Source organism: Streptomyces sp. NPDC046349 (genome assembly GCF_055587885.1).
This window is the reverse complement of record NZ_JBVJFK010000017.1, coordinates 82600-101199: the sequence shown is the minus strand read 5'-3', so window position 1 is coordinate 101199 and position 18600 is coordinate 82600. Positions and strand designations below refer to the sequence as shown.

Annotated in this window: 20 protein-coding genes and 1 pseudogene; 11 read left to right on the top strand and 10 right to left on the bottom strand. The window is 72.3% G+C overall.

Annotated features, from left to right (window positions below):
• Positions 1-83 precede the first annotated feature (83 nt).
• The 4 genes from ACZ6JS_RS32535 (at position 84) to ACZ6JS_RS32520 (ending at position 3153) form a co-directional block, all read left to right on the top strand.
• The gene (locus ACZ6JS_RS32535; protein ID WP_469303334.1) at positions 84-1109 is read left to right on the top strand and encodes a 6-phosphofructokinase; all 1026 of its coding nucleotides are present in this window, start codon (positions 84-86) and stop codon (positions 1107-1109) included.
• 101 nt (positions 1110-1210) lie between these two features.
• Positions 1211-2167 carry a cytochrome c oxidase assembly protein gene (locus ACZ6JS_RS32530; protein WP_469303332.1) on the top strand — a complete coding sequence of 319 codons (957 nt, stop codon included), beginning with the start codon at positions 1211-1213 and terminating at the stop codon, positions 2165-2167.
• 32 nt (positions 2168-2199) lie between these two features.
• Entirely contained in the window at positions 2200-2358 is a 159-nt protein-coding gene (locus ACZ6JS_RS32525) for a hypothetical protein (RefSeq protein WP_031150049.1), read from the top strand.
• 84 nt (positions 2359-2442) lie between these two features.
• Positions 2443-3153, top strand: coding sequence for a lysophospholipid acyltransferase family protein (locus ACZ6JS_RS32520; protein WP_469303330.1), 711 nt, complete (start codon positions 2443-2445; stop codon positions 3151-3153).
• A 19-nt stretch (positions 3154-3172) separates the two neighbouring features.
• Here the strand turns inward: ACZ6JS_RS32520 and ACZ6JS_RS32515 are convergent.
• The 8 genes and pseudogenes from ACZ6JS_RS32515 to ACZ6JS_RS32480 form a co-directional block, all read right to left on the bottom strand.
• Positions 3173-3715 (bottom strand): annotated as a pseudogene (locus ACZ6JS_RS32515) (alpha/beta hydrolase family protein); the annotation flags it as partial.
• A gap of 203 nt (positions 3716-3918) precedes the next feature.
• Positions 3919-4704: an urease accessory protein UreD gene (locus ACZ6JS_RS32510; protein WP_469303327.1), complete on the bottom strand. Its 786-nt coding sequence runs from the start codon at positions 4702-4704 to the stop codon at positions 3919-3921.
• The gene (ureG, locus tag ACZ6JS_RS32505; protein WP_469303325.1) at positions 4701-5396 is read right to left on the bottom strand and encodes an urease accessory protein UreG; all 696 of its coding nucleotides are present in this window, start codon (positions 5394-5396) and stop codon (positions 4701-4703) included. Before ureG ends, ACZ6JS_RS32510 begins: the two co-directional genes overlap by 4 nt.
• Positions 5397-5459: 63 nt before the next feature.
• On the bottom strand, positions 5460-6134 hold the full coding sequence (locus ACZ6JS_RS32500) for an urease accessory protein UreF (RefSeq protein WP_469303323.1): 675 nt from the start codon (positions 6132-6134) through the stop codon (positions 5460-5462).
• 13 nt (positions 6135-6147) lie between these two features.
• Positions 6148-7869 (bottom strand): urease subunit alpha, encoded by a 1722-nt coding sequence (locus ACZ6JS_RS32495; protein WP_469303321.1) that lies wholly within the window; start codon positions 7867-7869, stop codon positions 6148-6150.
• On the bottom strand, positions 7862-8173 hold the full coding sequence (locus ACZ6JS_RS32490) for an urease subunit beta (protein ID WP_469303319.1): 312 nt from the start codon (positions 8171-8173) through the stop codon (positions 7862-7864). Before ACZ6JS_RS32490 ends, ACZ6JS_RS32495 begins: the two co-directional genes overlap by 8 nt.
• Positions 8174-8189: 16 nt before the next feature.
• Positions 8190-8492 carry an urease subunit gamma gene (locus ACZ6JS_RS32485; protein ID WP_030660405.1) on the bottom strand — a complete coding sequence of 101 codons (303 nt, stop codon included), beginning with the start codon at positions 8490-8492 and terminating at the stop codon, positions 8190-8192.
• A 372-nt stretch (positions 8493-8864) separates the two neighbouring features.
• Complete coding sequence (locus ACZ6JS_RS32480) at positions 8865-9314, bottom strand: ATP-binding protein (RefSeq protein WP_469303317.1); 450 nt, start codon at positions 9312-9314, stop codon at positions 8865-8867.
• 196 nt (positions 9315-9510) lie between these two features.
• Here ACZ6JS_RS32480 and ACZ6JS_RS32475 point away from each other — a divergent pair, with 196 nt between their 5' ends.
• Complete coding sequence (locus tag ACZ6JS_RS32475) at positions 9511-10395, top strand: helix-turn-helix domain-containing protein (RefSeq protein ID WP_030841915.1); 885 nt, start codon at positions 9511-9513, stop codon at positions 10393-10395.
• Positions 10396-10408: 13 nt separating this feature from the next.
• Entirely contained in the window at positions 10409-10639 is a 231-nt protein-coding gene (locus ACZ6JS_RS32470) for a DUF397 domain-containing protein (RefSeq protein WP_469303314.1), read from the top strand.
• Here the strand turns inward: ACZ6JS_RS32470 and ACZ6JS_RS32465 are convergent.
• Entirely contained in the window at positions 10636-11808 is a 1173-nt protein-coding gene (locus tag ACZ6JS_RS32465; protein ID WP_469303312.1) for an 8-amino-7-oxononanoate synthase, read from the bottom strand. The genes ACZ6JS_RS32470 and ACZ6JS_RS32465 overlap by 4 nt on opposite strands.
• Before the next feature lie 156 nt (positions 11809-11964).
• Between ACZ6JS_RS32465 and bioB the strand changes: the two genes are divergently transcribed.
• From bioB to bioD, 3 genes are read left to right on the top strand one after another with little or no spacing between them, the layout of a single operon-like run.
• Positions 11965-13230 carry a biotin synthase BioB gene (gene bioB / locus ACZ6JS_RS32460; protein ID WP_469303310.1) on the top strand — a complete coding sequence of 422 codons (1266 nt, stop codon included), beginning with the start codon at positions 11965-11967 and terminating at the stop codon, positions 13228-13230.
• Complete coding sequence (locus tag ACZ6JS_RS32455; protein WP_469303308.1) at positions 13223-14545, top strand: adenosylmethionine--8-amino-7-oxononanoate transaminase; 1323 nt, start codon at positions 13223-13225, stop codon at positions 14543-14545. The genes bioB and ACZ6JS_RS32455 overlap by 8 nt, the downstream gene beginning before the upstream one ends.
• Positions 14546-14555: 10 nt before the next feature.
• Positions 14556-15299 (top strand): dethiobiotin synthase, encoded by a 744-nt coding sequence (gene bioD, locus ACZ6JS_RS32450; protein ID WP_469303307.1) that lies wholly within the window; start codon positions 14556-14558, stop codon positions 15297-15299.
• A gap of 242 nt (positions 15300-15541) precedes the next feature.
• Here bioD and ACZ6JS_RS32445 read toward each other — a convergent pair whose 3' ends face one another.
• Complete coding sequence (locus ACZ6JS_RS32445; protein ID WP_469303305.1) at positions 15542-15964, bottom strand: GNAT family N-acetyltransferase; 423 nt, start codon at positions 15962-15964, stop codon at positions 15542-15544.
• 212 nt (positions 15965-16176) lie between these two features.
• Here ACZ6JS_RS32445 and ACZ6JS_RS32440 point away from each other — a divergent pair, with 212 nt between their 5' ends.
• Complete coding sequence (locus tag ACZ6JS_RS32440; RefSeq protein WP_469303303.1) at positions 16177-17511, top strand: hemolysin family protein; 1335 nt, start codon at positions 16177-16179, stop codon at positions 17509-17511.
• Positions 17508-18533 (top strand): hemolysin family protein, encoded by a 1026-nt coding sequence (locus ACZ6JS_RS32435; RefSeq protein ID WP_469303301.1) that lies wholly within the window; start codon positions 17508-17510, stop codon positions 18531-18533. The genes ACZ6JS_RS32440 and ACZ6JS_RS32435 overlap by 4 nt, the downstream gene beginning before the upstream one ends.
• The last annotated feature ends 67 nt before the right edge of the window (positions 18534-18600 follow it).

The window sequence follows — 18600 nt, the reverse complement described above, 5'->3', positions numbered from 1 at the left end:
CTAAACCGCTTGTAGGGTGGCCGTAGTTCCAACCGGACGACGTGGTCCGGTCGCCGGCCCACGTTGCAAAGGTCTGTTCTGCCATGCGCATAGGTGTGCTCACTTCCGGTGGCGACTGCCCCGGCCTCAACGCCGTCATCCGCTCCGTCGTGCACCGCGCCGTCGTCGACCACGGCGACGAGGTGATCGGCTTCCACGACGGCTGGAAGGGCCTGCTGGAGGCGGACTACCGCAAGCTCGACCTCGATGACGTCGCCGGCATCCTCGCCCGCGGCGGCACCATCCTCGGCTCTTCCCGGGTCCAGCCCGCGCATCTGCGCGACGGCGTCGAGCGTGCCCGCGGCCACGTCGCCGACCTCGGGCTCGACGCGATCATCCCGATCGGCGGCGAGGGCACCCTGAAGGCCGCGAACCTGCTCTCGCAGGCCGGTCTGCCGATCGTCGGCGTCCCGAAGACCATCGACAACGACATCGCCTCGACCGACGTCACCTTCGGCTTCGACACCGCCGTCGGGGTCGCCACGGAGGCGCTGGACCGGCTGAAGACCACCGCCGAGTCCCACCAGCGCGTGATGGTCGTCGAGGTCATGGGCCGCCACACCGGCTGGATCGCCCTGCATTCCGGCATGGCGGCCGGCGCGCACGCCATCGTCGTACCGGAACGCCCCTTCGACATCGACGAGCTCACCGCGATCGTCGGCGAGCGCTTCTCCGCGGGCAAGCGGTTCGCGATCGTCGTGGTCGCCGAGGGCGCGAAGCCGAAGCCCGGCTCGATGGCCTTCGAGGAGCGCGGCAAGGACATCTACGGCCACGAGCGGTTCGCCGGCATCGGCAACCTGCTGGCCGTCGAGCTGGAGAACCGCCTGGGCAAGGAGGCCCGGCCGGTGATCCTCGGCCACGTCCAGCGCGGCGGCACGCCCACCGCCTACGACCGCGTCCTCGCGACCCGCTTCGGGTGGCACGCGGTGGAGGCGGCGCACCGGGGCGAGTTCGGCATGCTGACCGCGCTGCGCGGCACGGACATCGAGATGGTGCCGCTCGCAGAGGCGACCTCGACCCTGAAGACCGTCCCGGCCGAGCGCTACGCCGAGGCCCAGACCGTTCTCTGACCCTTCCCTGACGTCCCTTTTGTGACAGGCCGCCCCCGCGCGCAGGAGCGTACGGGGGCGGCACTACTGTGGTGGGGCAGCACAGTCGAGGGAGTGAACAGATGGACCACAGCGGGCACGGCATGGACATGCACATGGACTTGCCGCCGTTCACTCCCGGACGCGGGCTGGAGTTCTCCTTCGACGCGTTCTTCCTGTTCGGCTCCCTGCTCGGACTCGCCCTCTACGGGTGGGGCGTGCTGCGGCTGCGCCGGCGCGGGGACTCCTGGCCGCTGGGCCGGACCATCGCCTTCACGGCGGGCGTGCTGACCGTGATCCTGGTGATGTGCACCAAGCTGAACGACTACGGCATGGTCATGTTCAGCGTGCACATGGTCCAGCACATGGTGATCAGCATGATCACCCCGATCCTGGTGCTGCTGGGCGCCCCGGTGACGCTGGCGCTGCGCGCGCTGCCGCCCGCCGCCCGCGGGAGCAAGGGGCCTCGCGAGCTGCTGCTGGCGCTGCTGCACAGCCGGTACATGAGGGTGATCACCCACCCGGCCTTCACGATCCCGATGTTCATCGCGAGCCTCTACGCGCTGTACTTCACCCCGCTCTTCGACTTCCTGATGGAGAGCCGCGCCGGGCACATCTCGATGATGGTCCACTTCTTCGCGGTCGGCATGATCTTCTTCTGGCCGATCATGGGCATCGACCCCGGTCCGCACCGCCCGGGCTACGTCATGCGGATGCTGGAGCTCTTCGCGGGCATGCCCTTCCACGCCTTCTTCGGCATCGCCCTGATGATGGCGAGCCAGCCGATGATCAAGACGTACGCGAACCCGCCGGCCTCCCTCGGCATCGATCCGCTGCTCGACCAGCAGTGGGGCGGCGGCATCGCCTGGGCGTTCAGCGAGATCCCCTCCGTGCTGGTCCTGATCGCCCTGATCTACCAGTGGTACCACTCCGAGCAGCGGGCCGCGAAGCGCTCCGACCGGGCCGCGGACCGCAACGGCGACCAGGAGCTGGAGGCGTACAACGCGTATCTCGCCTCGCTCCAAGCGCGTGGCCGGTAGCGCGATCCCACCCCGGCGCGCCACCATGGGGCATGACCGGATCCGTTAAGGCGATGGCAGTGATGACCTTCGCCGCACTGGTGGCCGTCGCCACGTACTCGGTGGTTCTCGGCAGCAACGGCTGGCTGTGGTTCGGCTGGGTGGTGCTGGGGCTGCTGACCGCGGGGATGGCCGCCTCCCGCAATGCCTGAGGAAGGTCGCCGCCGCCCCCCTCCAGTCCGGACTCACTGTCCGTAAGATGGCCGTGACGACGGGATACCGACAGGAGCGGCCAGGTGTTCTACCACTTGCTCAAGCACGTGCTCCTCGGTCCGCTCCTGCGGCTGCTGTTCCGGCCGCGGATCGAGGGCCTGGAGAACATCCCGGCGGAGGGCGCCGCGATCGTGGCGGGCAACCACCTGTCGTTCTCCGACCACTTCCTGATGCCCGCGATCCTGGCGCGGCGGATCACCTTCCTCGCGAAGGCCGAATACTTCACCGGACCGGGGATCAAGGGCAGGCTCACCGCCGCGTTCTTCCGCAGCGCCGGGCAGATCCCCGTGGACCGGTCCGGCAAGAACGCCGGCCAGGCGGCTCTGCGCGAGGGGCTGGGGGTGCTGGCCAAGGGCGAGCTGCTGGGCATCTACCCGGAGGGCACGCGCTCGCACGACGGCCGGCTGTACAAGGGCAAGGTGGGCGTGGCCGCGATGGCCCTGGGCGCCGGGGTGCCGGTCATCCCCTGCGCGATGGTGGGCACCTTCGAGATCCAGCCCCCCGGCCAGAAGATCCCGCACATCCGGCGGGTGACGATCCGCTTCGGCGAGCCGCTCGACTTCTCCCGGTACGCCGGGATGGAGCGCGAGCGCGCCGTCCTGCGGGCGGTCACCGACGAGATCATGTACGCGATCCTCGGCCTGTCCGGGCAGGAGTACGTCGACCGGTACGCGGCCGAGGTGAAGGCCGCGGAGGAGACGGCGCGGAAGAAGGCCCGGCGCACGACGCGCTGAGCCTCCTCCCCTCCACGGGTCACGTGGGGGCTGCCCGGGGCTGCCCGCACACCCGTCCTGCGCTGGCGAACGGCGGGCAGGCCTCGCGCGCCGGGAGGTCAACCGCGGCGGTGTCGGGCGAGCGGGCGGCGGCCGGGGCGACAACGGGGGTGGCGTGCGGTGCGCAGGTCACGTCCTCGGCGTCGACCGTGCCGGTGAGCAGGCAGGCGTCCACCCGCGTGTTGACGCAACTGTACGGGGTGGCCGCGTCCCGCTCGGACTGGACGATCAGGACCGGCGGCAGACCGCGCTCGGCGCCGCAGTACTTCTCGGGCAGCCTGGTGTGGTCCCGGTCCCACTTGGTCCAGCTGGTGGGCCACTTCGCGTCGGCGCACTCGACGGCGGTGTGGACGGCGTTGCTGTTCTCCGACGCCGCGTTGCCCTTGCTGTCCGACATGTCCGGGGCAAGGGCGTCGATCAGGGCCTGCTCGTCGCCGGCCGCCCAGGCAGCGAAGGTCCGGGCGACGGGCACCCAGGAGGAGTCGTAGTAGGGGGCGCTCCGGAAGAAGCCGATGAGCTCGGCCCCCAGCGCCGCGCTGCGTGTCACGTGCGTGTTCCCTCTGCGTCAAATGCCGCCGCGGACGCCGGGTTGGCGCTGCGGTCGTCGGCGTGCAGGGGGATCCTGTCGCCTGCTCCCGTCCCGGCGACAGGGTGCTGTCGACTTCTTTGCCACGCCGATAACCGGACAGCCGAGTACCGCTGAGCAGGGCCCGACGTGTCCGGCGTTCAGCGGTGGTAGGTACGGCAGGCCGCGTCGAGGACCTCGCGCAGCCGCAGGGCGTCCCCGGCCAGGGCCGTCACGAGGACGGCCGGACCGGCCAGCGGTGTCGCGACGGCGCACTCCCCGAGCACCGCGGCCGGCGGCGGGTCCTGTGTGAAGGCCGGGTCCACGACGAGGAGCTGACCGACGGCCCGGTGCCCGGCCAGGCCTGCCGGGCCGTCCCAGCCGCCGTGAGCGCCCGGGCCGCAGGCGAGCTCCTGGTCCAGCAGCGGCCGGCCGCCGCAGGTGACGGTGAGACGGCTGCGCAGCAGACCGGGCTGCTCCCCGTGACGGCCCAGCACCTGTTCCTCGCGCAGCAGCAGGCGTGCGGTGGGGGCCAGCCGGACCCGGGTGCGCACCCGCAGGTCGCTGCCGCGGACCGAGACGAGCGGCTCCGGAAGCCATCGCACCGAGGCTCCGTCCTCCAGGTCCAGCTCCACGTCGTAGCGTGCGGACTCACCGGCCCGGCCGGGCAGGGCGAGGGTGGCCGCGGCGGATGTCAGGGCCAGCCGGGCCCCGGGGCCGGCAGTGGCGCGGACCGTGAGGTGGTCGCCGCCGAGCGGGGCGCTCATCGCGCCGACGAGCACGACCCCGGCCTCGGCCTCCCGGCCGCGGGTGCGGCGCAGGGCGAGCGGGCCCTCCCCTGCCAGCAGGGGCAGCGCGGTCCCGCCCCGGCCGTCGGCCACGGCGTGGATGCGGGCGGTGGCCCGCACTCCCGCGGCGGGCGGGGAAACGGGGGGCGCGGGGGTCACCGTACGGTCCAGGCGGCGATCCGCTCGCGGACCCAGGCGGCGACCGGGGCCACGCCCTCGGGTTGGCGCAGCGACTGGAAGGCGACGGGCAGGTCGCCGCGCTGCTCGGCGGCGTCGCGGGCCATCCGGCCGAGGTCGGAGCCGACGTGGGGGGCGAGGTCAGTCTTGTTGACGATGAGGAGGTCCGCGGTGGTGACGCCGGGCCCGCCCTTGCGCGGGATGTCGTCCCCGCCGGCCACGTCGATGACGAAGATCTGTGCGTCGACGAGGCCCCGGGAGAAGGTGGCGGTGAGGTTGTCCCCGCCGGACTCGACGAGGATCAGGTCGAGCGGGGCGTGCTCGCGGAAGGCCTCCTCCAGTTCTTCGACGGCCTCCAGGTTGGCGGAGATGTCGTCGCGGATGGCGGTGTGCGGGCAGGCCCCGGTCTCGACGGCGGTGATCCGCTCCGGCGGCAGGACCGCCTCGCGGAGCAGGAACTCGGCATCCTCACGGGTGTAGATGTCGTTGGTGACCACGGCCATGGACAGGTCGGTGCGCAGGGCGCGGCACAGGGCGGCGACGGTGGCGGTCTTGCCGGAGCCGACGGGTCCGCCGAGCCCGATGCGCAGGGCGCGCCGGGTGCCGTCGGCGCGCAGCGGTGCGGCGCTGTGGGTGTGCCGGTGGGTGTGGGCGACGGCGTGGTCGAGGTGCATGGGGATGCTCCCGGGAGTCGAAGGGGTGCCGCGGTGCGGTCACGAGGCGAACAAGCGGTGCGGTCAGGAGGCGAACAGGCGGACCGGCCAGTCGGCATGGACTTCGGCCGCTATCTCCAGCAGGGGTGAGGAGGCCGCGGGGAGGGCCTCGGGCCCGTCCTGCAGGGCTTGGTGGGCGGCCTCTGCGGCCCGGGTGGCGACGTCGTCGAGCTCGGGAGCGAGCCGGGCCAGCACCCCGCTCGCCTCGAAGGGGTCCAGCCCCAGCAGCCGCACGGTGGCGGTCGCCGGTCCGCCGACACTCTCGTACGCCGCCACGTGCGCGGCGGCCCGCGGCCCGAGCCCGGCCGCCCTGGCGGTGAGGCCGAGCACCACGGGCTGGTGGGCGCCGCGCGGGAACGCGGCGGCGAGCTGCTCCAGTCCGGGGTCGGGCCAGGTGGCCCGCGCGGCCCTCAGCAGCTGGCGGCCCAGCCGGCGTGCCGCGGTGCGCAGCGCGGGCGACGGAGTGCGGGCATCGGCCGCGGCGTCGAGGACGGCGGGGTCGAGCCCGGCGGCGGCCGCGGCCGCGAGGGCCGCGGAGGTGAGCCCGGCGGTGTGCAGCCGGCCTCGGCAGAAGTGCTCCAGAGTGGCGGCGTCGTGGATCCGGCCGGCCTTGCAGGCGGCCTCGGCCCCGCCGGAGTGGGCGTGGCCGCCCGCGGGGAACCGGCCGTCCGCGAGGACGAGCAGCGCGGCGAGACTCATGTGGCGGGGCCCATCAGAAGAGGAAGTAGCGCTGGGCCATGGGGAGTTCCGCGGCGGGCGCCGGTTCGACCGCTTCGCCGTCGATGGTGACGGTGAAGGTGTCGGCGTCGACCTCGACCCGCGGCATGGCGTCGTTGTTGCGCATGTCCGCCTTGGTCAACTTCCGCGTGGTCTCGATGGCGGTGAACCGCTTGCCGAGTCCGAGCCGGTCGGGCAGGCCGTCGTCGAGCGCGGCCTGGGCGGTGAAGTTCAGCGAGTTCAGGCCGGGCGCGCGTCCGTGGCCGCCGAACATCGGACGGGGCAGGACGGGCTGCGGGGTGGGGATGGAGGCGTTGGCGTCACCCATCTGCGCGTAGGCGATCTGGCCGCCCTTGATGACGAGCTCGGGCTTGACCCCGAAGAAGGCGGGGTTCCACAGGACGAGGTCGGCGAGTTTCCCGGTCTCGACGGAGCCGACGTCGCGGGCGATCCCCTGGGCCACGGCGGGGTTGATCGTGTACTTGGCGACGTAGCGGCGGGCGCGGTGGTTGTCGGCGGGTCCGTCGCCGGGGAGGAAGCCGCGGCGCCGCTTCATCACGTGGGCGGTCTGCCAGGTGCGCATCACCACCTCGCCGACGCGGCCCATGGCCTGGGAGTCGGAGGAGATGATGGAGATGGCGCCGAGGTCGTGCAGGACGTCCTCGGCGGCGATCGTCGAGGGCCGGATGCGGGACTCGGCGAAGGCGAGGTCCTCCGGGACCGCCGGGTTGAGGTGGTGGCAGACCATCAGCATGTCGAGGTGTTCCTCGACGGTGTTGACGGTGTGCGGCCGGGTGGGGTTCGTGGAGCTGGGCAGGACGTTCGGCTCGGAGACCACGGTGATGATGTCGGGTGCGTGTCCGCCGCCAGCGCCCTCGGTGTGGTACGAGTGGATGGTCCGCCCGGCGATGGCCGCGAGGGTGTCGGCGACGAAGCCGGCCTCGTTGAGCGTGTCGGTGTGGATGGCGACTTGGGCGCCGGTCTCCTCGCAGACGCTCAGGCAGGCGTCGATGGCGGCGGGGGTGGCCCCCCAGTCCTCGTGGATCTTGAATCCGAGGGCCCCGCCGCGCAGCTGGGAGTGCATGGCCTCGCGGGAGGTGGTGTTGCCCTTGCCGAGAAGGCCGATGTTGACCGGGTAGGCCTCCAGCGCCGCGAACATCCGGGCCAGGTGCCAGGGTCCGGGGGTGACCGTGGTGGCCTTGCTGCCCTCGGCCGGCCCGGTGCCGCCGCCGACCAGGGTGGTGATCCCGGAGGCGAGGGCCTCGTCGACGACGGTCGGGGAGATGAAGTGCACGTGTGCGTCGATGGCGCCGGCGGTGACGATTTTCCCGTTGCCCGCGATGATCTCGGTCTCGGGGCCGATGACCAGCGCCGGATCGACGCCGTCCATGGTGTCGGGGTTGCCGGCCTTGCCGATGCCGCAGATCCGGCCGTCCCGGATGCCGAGGTCGGCCTTGACGATGCCCCAGTGGTCGAGGACGACCACGCCGGTGATCACCGTGTCGGGTGCGCCCTCGGCCCGGGTGGTGCGGGCCTGGCCCATGGATTCGCGGATGACCTTGCCGCCGCCGAAGACGGCTTCGTCGCCCGACCGGCCGGGGCCGCCGCCGAGGTCCTGCTCGATCTCTACGAAGAGGTCGGTGTCGGCGAGCCGGATCCGGTCGCCGGTCGTCGGCCCGAAGAGGTCCGCATACACCTGGCGGGAGATCTCAGCCATCGAGCGGCCCCCCAATCTCCCCGCGCAGTCCGGGCACGGTTCGCGAGCCCGCCAGCGGGACGAGTTCCACCGCGGCGGGAATGCCCGGCTCGAAGCGGACGGCGGTGCCGGCGGCGATGTTGAGCCGGAGCCCGTGGGCCGCGGCGCGGTCGAAGGCGAGGCCGGGGTTGGCCTCGGCGAAGTGGTAGTGGGAGCCGACCTGGACGGGCCGGTCGGCGGAGTTGAGGACGGTGAGACGGGTGACGGGGCGGCCCTCGTTGAGCAGTACCGGGCCCTCCCCGAAGGCGATTTCGCCGGGGATCATGCGGGGGTACTCCTTGTCAGACGATGGGGTCGTGGACGGTGACGAGTTTGGTGCCGTCCGGGAAGGTCGCCTCGACCTGCACGTCGTGGATCATCTCGGGGATTCCCTCCATGACGTCCGCGCGGCTCAGGACGGTTCGGCCGGAGGCCATGAGCTCCGCCACCGTCCGGCCGTCGCGGGCTCCTTCGAGGATGTGCGAAGTGATCAGCGCCACCGCCTCGGGGTGGTTGAGGCGTACTCCTCGCGCCCTCCGCTTCTCGGCCACGTCCGCGGCCACGTGGATGAGCAGTCGCTCCTGTTCGTGCGGTGTCAGTTGCACTCGTATTCACCAAGCTTCCGGGACAAGATCGACTTCGTGCCGAGGTGACCTTAGCGGCGTTCAACACTCTGTTGACCTGCGCATTTCCGACCCAAGCGTCTCTTGCCCAACGCAGGGGAAGGCTTTCCGTTCCGCCCACCGCAGCTTTACCGGCTCATGGGTGATCATTGGTGGCCGCACGTGACCGCCACGCTAAGGGCCGCTCTTTTCCGCAGAGTTAACCCACGTTTCGGGCAGGCACCCGGTTCGGGCCTGCGGCCCTTCGGCCGCGACTTCCGTATACGGAAAACGCCGGGTGCCCATGGGGCCGCCCGGCGATCACCGTTCGTTCGGAGGTGCGGTCGGAGGTGTAATCGGAGGTGAGCCGGGCGCTCAGCAGCCCCCGGCGGCCGCGGCCGGCGCTCCCGCGGTCCAGGGGAGCGCGATCCAGACCGTCTTGCCCCCGTCCTCGGTGGGGGTGACCGAGAGGCGGCCGCCCGCCTCCACGGCTAGCCAGCGAATGATGACCATCCCGCGGCCGTTGTCCTGCTGGACGGCGGCCGGAAGCCGCCTGGGCCAGCGCGGGTGGCTGTCGGTCACCCCGACCCGCAGCCACTCCTCGCGCTCCAGACGGATGTCGACGGTAAAGGTCGGCGATTGACCGAAAGTGTGCTGTACGGCGTTGGTGGCGAGTTCCGAGACGATCAGCCGGACACTGTCCGCGGTCTCGGCGTCGTCGGGCAGTCCCCATTCGCACAGGACCTCCCCGACATAGCGTCGGGCAGCGGCCACCGAGGCGGGATCGCTCGGCAGAGTGACGGATGCTTCCTGGTGGTCTGCCATGGCGACGTCCCTTTCCCACCGGGGCGGCAACGCCCCGGATCTGTGCTGGACGCCAGAGTGCCACCCATCGTGCCTCCGCACCTGCGTTTCCCCAAAGATCTGCATATATCTGTCGCTCGATGCGGTGAACTCTGCTACGGAAGAGCGTATTTGGACGGCAGACTGGTGCGAGCTGTGCCGGTGGAAGGAGGCGGGTGTGCAGCACGGTCCCGCGGTGCGTCGGCGCAAGCTCGGCGAGGAACTGCGTGCCCTGCGTGACCGGTCGGGACTCACCAGTGGTGAGGCCGCCCGGATCGTGGGATGGCACCAGTCGAAAATCAGCCGCATCGAAACGGGTCGCAGCGGCGTGAAACCGGGGGACATCCGGCTGCTCCTCGACGCCTACGGGGAGGTCGTGAGTCCGGAGCAGCGGGCGCTGCTGGAGGCGCTGTCGGCCTCGGCCGCCGGCCCCGGGCCGGGCGGCGACACCGGCCGGGGACGCCAGTGGTGGCACGACTACCGGGGGCTGCTGCCGCAGGAGTACCGGGACTTCATCAGCCTGGAGGCGGGCGCCCGGTCCGCGCGTACGGTGGAACTGTCCGTGGTTCCCGGGCTGTTGCAGACCCCCGAGTACGCGCGGGCCGTGACCCGGGCCGCGCTCGGCGGGCTGCCGGAGCCGAAGGTCGACGCACTGGTCGACGTACGTCTCGCCAGGCAGGCGGTGCTCCGGGCCGATCCGCCGCTGGAGCTGAGCGCGGTGCTGGACGAGGCGGTGCTGCGCCGGCAGATCGGCGGGCCCGGGGTGATGGCGGAGCAGCTGCGGCACCTGGTCCGGGTGTCACGGCTCCCCCAAGTGAACCTACAGGTACTGCCGTTCAGCGTGGGGGGTCATCTCGGCCTCACGGGACCGTTCGTCATTTTCTCATTTACGAACATCGCCGATCTGGATGTGGTGGTACTCGACCATTTGACGAGTAGCCTCTATCTGGAGCGGAAGGAAGACCTCGAGGCGTACGGCGCCGCGTTCCGCACCATCCAGGCGCACGCCCTCCCGCCCCAGGACTCTTCGGAACTCATCGGCTCACTCGCTGACGACGCGTAGAGGAGGCACCCCTGTGTCCGCAACCCCCTTGAGCACCAGCGGACTTCTGATCAGAGCCGCGCGGTGGCGGCGGAGCAGCCGCAGCACCGGAATGAACAACTGCGTGGAAGCGGCCGTCCTCGGCGACGGCCTGCTGGCCGTCCGCGACTCCAAGCGGACGGACGGCCCGGCCGTGCTCTTCACCGGGCCGGCCTGGGACGGCTTCCTCGCCGCGGTACGGGCGGACGCGCACGCGTCCGTCTAGCCGTTCGCGGCTCCGGCGGGCGCGGTCGCCAGGATCGTCGTGACCGCCCGGTCGATCTCGTCCCCCGTGAGGTCGGCCCGGGCGGTAAGCCGCAGCCGGGAGATGCCGTCCGGCACCGACGGCGGACGGAAGCACCCTACGGACAGACCTGCCTCGCGGCAGTCGGCGGCCCAGCGCAGTGCCGCCGACGCCGACGGGGCCCGTACCGACACCACGGCCGCGTCCGGCCGGGCCGCGGTCAGGCCGGACGCGGTGAGCCGCCCGTACAGCCGGTCGGCCACCTCGCGGGCGCGCTCGGCGCGCTCCGGTTCCCGCCGCAGCAGGCGCAGGCTCGCCAGTGCCGCGCCCGCGGCGGCCGGGGCCAGGCCGGTGTCGAAGATGAAGGTGCGCGCCGTGTTGACCAGGTGCCTGATCACCTTGGCCGGGCCGAGGACGGCACCGCCCTGGCTCCCCAGCGACTTCGAGAGCGTCAGGGTGGCCACCACGTACGGCGCGCCGGCGAGCCCGGCGGCGTGGAGCGCGCCGCGGCCGCCCTCGCCCAGCACCCCCAGGCCGTGGGCGTCGTCCACGAGCAGGGCCGCTCCCTCGTCGCGGCACGCGGCCGCGTACCCGGCGAGCGGGGCGGCGTCGCCGTCGACGGAGAACACCGAGTCGCTGACCAGCAGGGCCCGGCCCTCGTGCGCGGCGAGCGCCTTGCGCGCGGCCTCCGGGTCGGAGTGCGGGACCACCGCGGTGTCGGCACGCGAGAGCCTGCAGCCGTCGACGATGGAGGCGTGGTTGCCGGCGTCGGAGACGACCAGCGTGCCCCAGTCGCTGAGCGCCGTGACGGCCGCGAGGTTGGCGGCGTATCCGGAGGACAGGACGAGCGCGGCCTCGAACCCGCAGAAGGCGGCGAGCTCCCGTTCCAGTTCCGCGTGCAGTTCGGTGGTGCCGGTGACGAGACGGGAGCCGGTGGCTCCGGCGCCCCAGCACTCCGCCGCCTCTCGGGCCCCGCGGATGGTGTCCGGGTGCTTGGACAGGCCGAGGTAGTCGTTGCTCGCGAGGTCCAGCAGCGGCGACACCGGCGGCCGGGGGCGCAGGGTGCGGACCAGTCCGGCCTGCTCCCGCGCGCGTTCCGCGGCGTCGATCCAGGCGAAGACGTCCGCTGGGTCGGGGGTGTGCTGGGGCATCGGCGTGTCCTCGTGTTTTGTCGGCAGTCCACAGACCTGCCCGACCCTAGTCGCCGCGACTTGTCCGCCAGGTGTGGTGATACACACACACCCATCCGGCCATGTTGTGCGATCTCTCCTTGGCCGGGATGGGTCGCGTGGGACAGGATCTGGTCCATGGACCTGCTGAACACCCTGGTGGACAAGGGGCTGCGGCGCGAGCTGCCGACCCGCGAAGAAGCACTCGCCGTACTGGCGACTTCTGACGACGAACTGCTCGACGTGGTGGCCGCGGCCGGCAAGGTGCGCCGCCAGTGGTTCGGGCGTCGGGTCAAGCTGAACTACCTGGTCAACCTGAAGTCGGGCCTGTGCCCGGAGGACTGCTCCTACTGTTCCCAGCGACTGGGCTCGAAGGCCGAGATCCTCAAGTACACGTGGCTCAAGCCGGAGGAGGCCTCCCAGGCGGCCGCCGCGGGCGTCGCGGGCGGTGCGAAGCGGGTCTGCCTGGTGGCGAGCGGCCGCGGTCCGACGGACCGTGACGTGGAGCGCGTCGGCAGGACGATCGAGGCGATCAAGGAGCAGAACGAGGGCATCGAGGTGTGCGCCTGCCTCGGTCTGCTCTCGGACGGCCAGGCGGAGAAGCTGCGCGAGGCGGGCGCCGACGCCTACAACCACAACCTGAACACCTCCGAGGCCACCTATGGCCAGATCACCAAGACCCACACCTACGCCGACCGCGTGGACACCGTGGAGAAGGCGCACGCGGCGGGCCTGTCGGCCTGCTCGGGCCTGATCGCCGGCATGGGCGAGACCGACGAGGACCTCGTCGACGTGGTCTTCTCGCTGCGCGAGCTGGACGCCGACTCCGTTCCGGTCAACTTCCTGATCCCGTTCGAGGGCACTCCGCTGGCCAAGGAGTGGAACCTCACCCCGCAGCGCTGCCTTCGGATCCTGGCGATGGCGCGGTTCGTCTGCCCCGACGTCGAGGTGCGGCTGGCGGGCGGCCGCGAGGTGCACCTGCGCTCGATGCAGCCGCTGGCGCTGCACATCGTCAACTCGATCTTCCTGGGTGACTACCTCACCAGTGAGGGCCAGGCCGGCCAGGCCGACCTCGACATGATCGCGGACGCCGGTTTCGAGGTGGAGGGCGCCGGTACGACCACTCTTCCCGCGCACCGCTCCGACGTGGTGGACGCGGCCTCCTCCGGCGGCGGCTGCGGGTCCAACGGCGGTGCCTCGCTGTGCGGTTCGGGCGCGGGCGCGGCCTCGGCCGGGGACGCCGCGGGCTGCGGATCGGCGTGCGGCGGCTGCTCCGGGCACGCACACGCGGAGGCTGCGCCGGTAGCGGCGCAGCCCGCACAGGCCGAGCCCGGTGCGCTCCGGTCGGACCTGGTGGCGGTGCGCCGCCGCGGTGCGGGGACGGACATCGCACCCAATGCCTGACCGGTCCCGCCCGCGGCCGGCCGGCGCGGACCTGCTCGCGCTGGACCGGCAGCACGTCTGGCATCCCTACGGCCCGATGCCCGGGCGGCAGGATCCGCTGGTCATCGCCTCCGCCTCGGGGGTGCGGCTCAGGCTCGCCGACCCTTCCCAGGGCGAGGGCCACGACGAGCTCGTCGACGGCATGTCCTCCTGGTGGTCGGCCATCCACGGCTACAACCACCCGGTGCTCAACGAGGCCGTGACCGCGCAGCTCGGGCGGATGTCGCACGTGATGTTCGGCGGGCTCACCCATGAGCCCGCCGTCCGGCTCGCCGCGAAGCTCGTGGAGATCACCCCGCCGGGACTGGAGCACGTCTTCCTGGCCGACTCCGGTTCGGTCTCCGTCGAGGTCGGCGTCAAGATGTGCCTCCAGTACTGGCGCTCGCTGGGTCGCACCGGCAAGACCAGGCTGCTGACCTGGCGCGGCGGCTACCACGGGGACACCTGGCAGCCCATGGCCGTCTGCGACCCCGAGGGCGGCATGCACGAGCTGTGGCAGGGTCACCTGCCGCGCCAGGTCTTCGCGGACGCCCCGCCGGGCGGCTTCGACACGCCGGTGGATCCCGCGTACGCCGACCACTTGCGCGGCATGATCGCCGCACACGCGGACGAGCTGGCCGCCGTGATCGTGGAGCCTGTGGTGCAGGGCGCGGGAGGCATGCGCTTCCACCATCCGGGCCACCTGCGGGTGCTGCGCGAGCTGTGCGACGAGTACGGGGTCCTGCTGATCCTGGACGAGATCGCCACCGGCTTCGGGCGTACCGGCGCGCTCTTCGCGGCCGACCACGCCGGGATCACCCCGGACGTGATGTGCCTGGGCAAGTCCCTGACCGGCGGGTACCTCACGCTGGCGGCGACCCTGTGCACGGAGCGGGTGGCCGACGGGATTTCCCAGGGCGCGGTTCCGGTGCTCGCGCACGGACCGACCTTCATGGGGAACCCGCTGGCCACGGCCGTGGCGCTGGCCTCCGTGGAGCTGCTGCTCGGCCAGGACTGGGCGCTCGAGGTCAAGCGGATCGAGGCGGGGCTGCGCGCGGGCCTGGCCGCCGCGGCCGGCATCCCCGGTGTGCGGGACGTACGCGTGCTGGGCGCCATCGGCGTGGTCCAGCTGGACCACGATGTCGACGTGGCCGCTGCCACCCGGGCGGCGGTGCGCGAGGGCGTGTGGCTGAGACCGTTCCGGGACCTGATCTATGTGATGCCGCCGTTCGTCACGGGCGACGCGGACGTGACCCGTATCTGCCGCGCGGTGTGTGCGGCGGCCCAGGAAGGCTGAGAAGGCTGAGATGTCCGTACTGATCGTGTCCGGGACGGGCACGGAGATCGGCAAGACCGTGGTCACCGCGGCCGTCGCCGCGGCGGCCGTGGCGGCCGGCCGCTCGGTGGCGGTGCTCAAGCCGGCGCAGACCGGTGTGGGCCCGCAGGAGCCGGGGGACGCGGCGGAGGTGGTGCGGCTGGCGGGCCCCTCCGTCACGGCGATGGAACTGGCCCGCTATCCGGAGCCCCTGGCCCCGGACACGGCCGCCCGGCGCGCGGGGCTGCCCACCCTGGCCCCGGCGCAGATCGCGGAGGCCGCGCGGCGGCTGTCCGAGGACCACGACCTGGTCCTGGTGGAGGGTGCGGGCGGGTTGCTCGTGCAGTTCGACGAGGCGGGTCACACGCTGGCCGACGCGGCGCGCCTGCTGGACGCCCCGACCCTGATCGTCGCCCAGGCTGGTCTGGGAACCCTCAACTCCACGACGCTCACGGCGGAAGCCCTGCGGGCCCGCGGCCTGACCCCCCTCGGCGTGGTCGTCGGCAGCTGGCCGCAGTCCCCGGACCTGGCGGCCCGCTGCAATCTGGCGGACCTCCCGAAGACTTCGGAGCTGCCGCTCCTGGGGGCGGTACCGGAGGGCTCGGGCACCCTGCCGCCGGAGCGCTTCCGCGCCTCGGCCGCCTCCTGGCTGGCTCCGCCCCTGTCGGGGACGTGGTCGGCGGAGTCCTTCCTGACCACCTGGTCCCCGCCGGCATTCGTCACCGCCGGCCTCTGACGACCGCGCCACGCCCTGCCCGGGAGCACCCCGGGCAGGCCGGCCCGATCCCGGCCCGGGGGTGACCGCCCCGCCCGTCCCCGGCCCCGCAGCCGTTCGAGGCGCGGGTTCCGGCCCTTCCGGCCCCGTCCGCGTTCGAGGCGCTGGGTGCGGGGCGGTCCCGGTCTGCGCTCCGCGGGCGCCGGGGGTGGAGCCTCGCGCGGGCCGGGGGCGCACCGCCGGGGAGACTGCGCCCCCGGTGGTCAGCCGAGCGGCTTCACCCACCGCGTCCACGCCTCCTGCGGCCCGTACCCGGCCGCCTCCCACGCCGGGTGCGCCCGCTCGTTCCGGTCGAGCACCATCGCGTCGGCACGCCGCCCGCCCAGCGCGGCGAAACGCTCCTCCGCGGCGGCCAGCAGCGCACGCCCCGTCCCCTGCCGCCGGTGCGCGGGGTGCACGGCGAGCCGGTAGAGGTGACAGCGCCAGCCGTCGAAACCCGCGATCACGGTCCCGACGAGCTCACCGTCGCGGTGTGCCAGCAGCAGCGCCTGCGGGTCCCGCTCGTGGAGTCGTTCGACACCCACGAGGTCGTCGCTGATGCTCGTCCCCTCGGCGGCCGTCTTCCAGAAGTCCAGTACGGCACCGAGGTCCCCGGCCGAGGCCGGGCCTATGTGAAGATCGCTCATGCCCCGGATCCCATCATCCGGCCGCGCTCCGCCAAAAGAATGATCCGATCGCTTTGCCCTTCCTTTACCATGTGGGGACAGGTCCCTCTCGAGTGAAAGGTGTGTGAGCGTCCGCCCATGGGCGAGCCTCCCAGTCCACGACATTCCACTGCGCCGCGACACCGCGCGATCCCCCTCCTCCTGGCCGATCATGGGACGGAGGTGATCGACCGATGACCGAGGTGCTCCTGCTCGTCGTGGCACTGCTGCTCTGCCTTGCCTGCGGAATCTTCGTCGCGGCCGAGTTCTCCCTCACGACCGTCGAGCGCAGCGAACTCGAGCGGGCCGCCGAGCGCGGTGAGCGCGGTGCCGACAGTGCCCTCGCGGCCGTCCGCACCCTCACCTTCCAGCTCTCCGGCGCCCAGCTCGGCATCACCGTGACCGGCCTGGTCATCGGCATGATCTCCAAGCCCTCGATCGCCGCCCTGCTCCAGGGGCCGTTCGAAGCCCTGGGACTGTCGGCGAGCGCCGCGTCCTCAACGGCCCTGGTCCTCGGCACGGTCCTGTCCACCGTCGTCCTGATGGTCGTCGGCGAACTGGTGCCGAAGAACTGGGCCATCTCCTCCCCGCTGGCGATTGCCAAGCGGGTGGCGACCTTCCAGCGGGTCTTCAGCCGGGCCTTCCGACCGCTCATCAGCCACCTCAACACCACGGCCAACCACCTGGTGCGCCGCATCGGCATGGAGCCGACCGAGGAACTGGCGTCGGCGCGCACCCCGCAGGAGCTGGTCGCCCTGGCCCGGCACTCCGCCAAGCAGGGCGCCCTGGAGAAGGACACGGCCGAGCTGTTCGTCCGGACCCTGAACCTGGCCGACCTGACCGCGGAGAACGTGATGACCCCCCGCGTCCAGGTCACCGCCCTCGACGTGCAGACCACCGCCGAGGACGTGGCGAACGCGACGATGGCCACCGGCCTGTCCCGCTTCCCCGTCTACCGCGGAAGCCTCGACACCGTCGTCGGTACCGTCCACATCAAGGACGTGCTGGCGCTGCCCGCCGAGGAACGGCGCCGCCGCCCGGTGTCGCAGCTGCTGCGCGAGCCTCTCCTCGTACCGGAGTCGCTGACCGTGGACCGGCTGCTGGACAGGCTGTCCGGCAAGCAGACCATGGCCGTGGTCATCGACGAGTACGGCGGAACGGCGGGCGTGGCCACGCTGGAGGACATCGTCGAGGAAGTCGTCGGCGAGGTGCGCGACGAGCACGACCCGCACGAAACCCCCGACCTGGCCGCGGCCGGTACGGACGCCTCCGGGCGGCAGCTGTACTCCGCCGACGGCGCCGCGCGCACCGACCAGCTCCGGCGGATCGGGCTGCGGGTGCCCGAAGGCCCGTACGAGACGCTGGCCGGCCTGATAGCGAACGAGCTGGGCCGGATCCCGTCCGTCGGCGACAGCCTGGAGCTGGACGGCTGGCAGCTGGAAGTGGTGGACGACATCGGGCGCCGGGCGGCGCGGGTGCTGCTGCACGCTCCCGCCGGTTCCCCGGACGGTACGGAGGACGCGCGATGACCGCGATCCAGCTGTTGATCGGCCTGGCGACGCTGGTCGTGAACGCCTTCTTCGTCGGCGCGGAGTTCGCGCTGATCTCGGTCCGGCGCAGCCAGATCGAGCCGTACGCCGAGCAGGGCGACCGGCGGGCCCGCGCCGTCCTGTGGGGGCTCGAGCACGTGTCCGCGCTGATGGCCGCGGCGCAGCTCGGCATCACGCTGTGCACGCTGGTGCTGGGCGTGGTGGCCGAGCCTGCCATCGCCCATCTGCTGACCCCGCTCTTCGACCTGGTCGGAGTGCCGTCCGGGCTCACCCACGCGATCTCCTTCGTGGTGGCGCTGGCCCTGGCGACGTACCTGCACATGCTCTTCGGCGAAATGCTGCCGAAAAACGTGGCGCTGTCCGAGCCGGTGCGCACGGCGCTGCTGCTGGGGCCTCCGCTGGTGACCCTCACCCGGGCGCTGCGGCCGGTGATCTTCGCGATCAACGCCTTCGCCAACGCCCTGCTGCGGCTGCTGCGGGTCGAGGTCAAGGACGAGGTCGGGGCCACGTTCACGGACGACGAGCTGGCCCGGATGGTGAAGGACTCCAGTGACGCGGGACTCCTCGACGACCGGGCCAGCGAGCGCCTGCACGACGCCCTGGAACTGGGCCGGCGACCGGTGACCGATGTGGTGCTGCCTGCGGAGCGGGTGATCTCGGCGCGCGAGGGCATCACTCCGGCGGGGCTGGAGCGGCTGTCGGCCGAGAGCGGGTACTCCCGTTTCCCGGTGGTCGACGCGCAGCAGGGGATCCTCGGCTACCTGCACGTGAAGGACGCCCTCGACGCGGACGGGGAGGCCCGCGACGAGCCGTTCCCGGCGTCGGCGCTGCGCCCGATCGCGCAGGTCCGGGCGGAGACCCCGCTGGACGACGTACTGACCGCCATGCGGCGCAGCCGCACCCACCTGGCGGCGGTGCTCGGGGCGGAGGGCGCCATGACCGGCCTGGTGACGATGGAGGACGTGCTGCGGGAGCTGTTCGGAAGGCCGGCCTCCACGTAGGGCACGCGGGGAGCGCGGGTCCCCGGGCCTGCGGGGCCGGGGTACCGCGCGGTAACATCACTCCGCC

What these genes read in the sequence shown, in the direction of transcription:
- ureG (WP_469303325.1), bottom strand. Translation starts at nt 5,396, where the DNA reads ATGCACCTCGACCACGCCGTCGCCCACACCCACCGGCACACCCACAGC.
- bioB (WP_469303310.1), top strand. Translation starts at nt 11,965, where the DNA reads ATGGACCTGCTGAACACCCTGGTGGACAAGGGGCTGCGGCGCGAGCTG.
- bioD (WP_469303307.1), top strand. Translation starts at nt 14,556, where the DNA reads ATGTCCGTACTGATCGTGTCCGGGACGGGCACGGAGATCGGCAAGACC.
- ACZ6JS_RS32445 (WP_469303305.1), bottom strand. Translation starts at nt 15,964, where the DNA reads ATGAGCGATCTTCACATAGGCCCGGCCTCGGCCGGGGACCTCGGTGCC.
- ACZ6JS_RS32525 (WP_031150049.1), top strand. Translation starts at nt 2,200, where the DNA reads ATGACCGGATCCGTTAAGGCGATGGCAGTGATGACCTTCGCCGCACTG.
- ACZ6JS_RS32455 (WP_469303308.1), top strand. Translation starts at nt 13,223, where the DNA reads ATGCCTGACCGGTCCCGCCCGCGGCCGGCCGGCGCGGACCTGCTCGCG.
- ACZ6JS_RS32490 (WP_469303319.1), bottom strand. Translation starts at nt 8,173, where the DNA reads ATGATCCCCGGCGAAATCGCCTTCGGGGAGGGCCCGGTACTGCTCAAC.
- ACZ6JS_RS32440 (WP_469303303.1), top strand. Translation starts at nt 16,177, where the DNA reads ATGACCGAGGTGCTCCTGCTCGTCGTGGCACTGCTGCTCTGCCTTGCC.
- ACZ6JS_RS32495 (WP_469303321.1), bottom strand. Translation starts at nt 7,869, where the DNA reads ATGGCTGAGATCTCCCGCCAGGTGTATGCGGACCTCTTCGGGCCGACG.
- ACZ6JS_RS32435 (WP_469303301.1), top strand. Translation starts at nt 17,508, where the DNA reads ATGACCGCGATCCAGCTGTTGATCGGCCTGGCGACGCTGGTCGTGAAC.
- ACZ6JS_RS32500 (WP_469303323.1), bottom strand. Translation starts at nt 6,134, where the DNA reads ATGAGTCTCGCCGCGCTGCTCGTCCTCGCGGACGGCCGGTTCCCCGCG.
- ACZ6JS_RS32465 (WP_469303312.1), bottom strand. Translation starts at nt 11,808, where the DNA reads ATGCCCCAGCACACCCCCGACCCAGCGGACGTCTTCGCCTGGATCGAC.
- ACZ6JS_RS32480 (WP_469303317.1), bottom strand. Translation starts at nt 9,314, where the DNA reads ATGGCAGACCACCAGGAAGCATCCGTCACTCTGCCGAGCGATCCCGCC.
- ACZ6JS_RS32535 (WP_469303334.1), top strand. Translation starts at nt 84, where the DNA reads ATGCGCATAGGTGTGCTCACTTCCGGTGGCGACTGCCCCGGCCTCAAC.
- ACZ6JS_RS32530 (WP_469303332.1), top strand. Translation starts at nt 1,211, where the DNA reads ATGGACCACAGCGGGCACGGCATGGACATGCACATGGACTTGCCGCCG.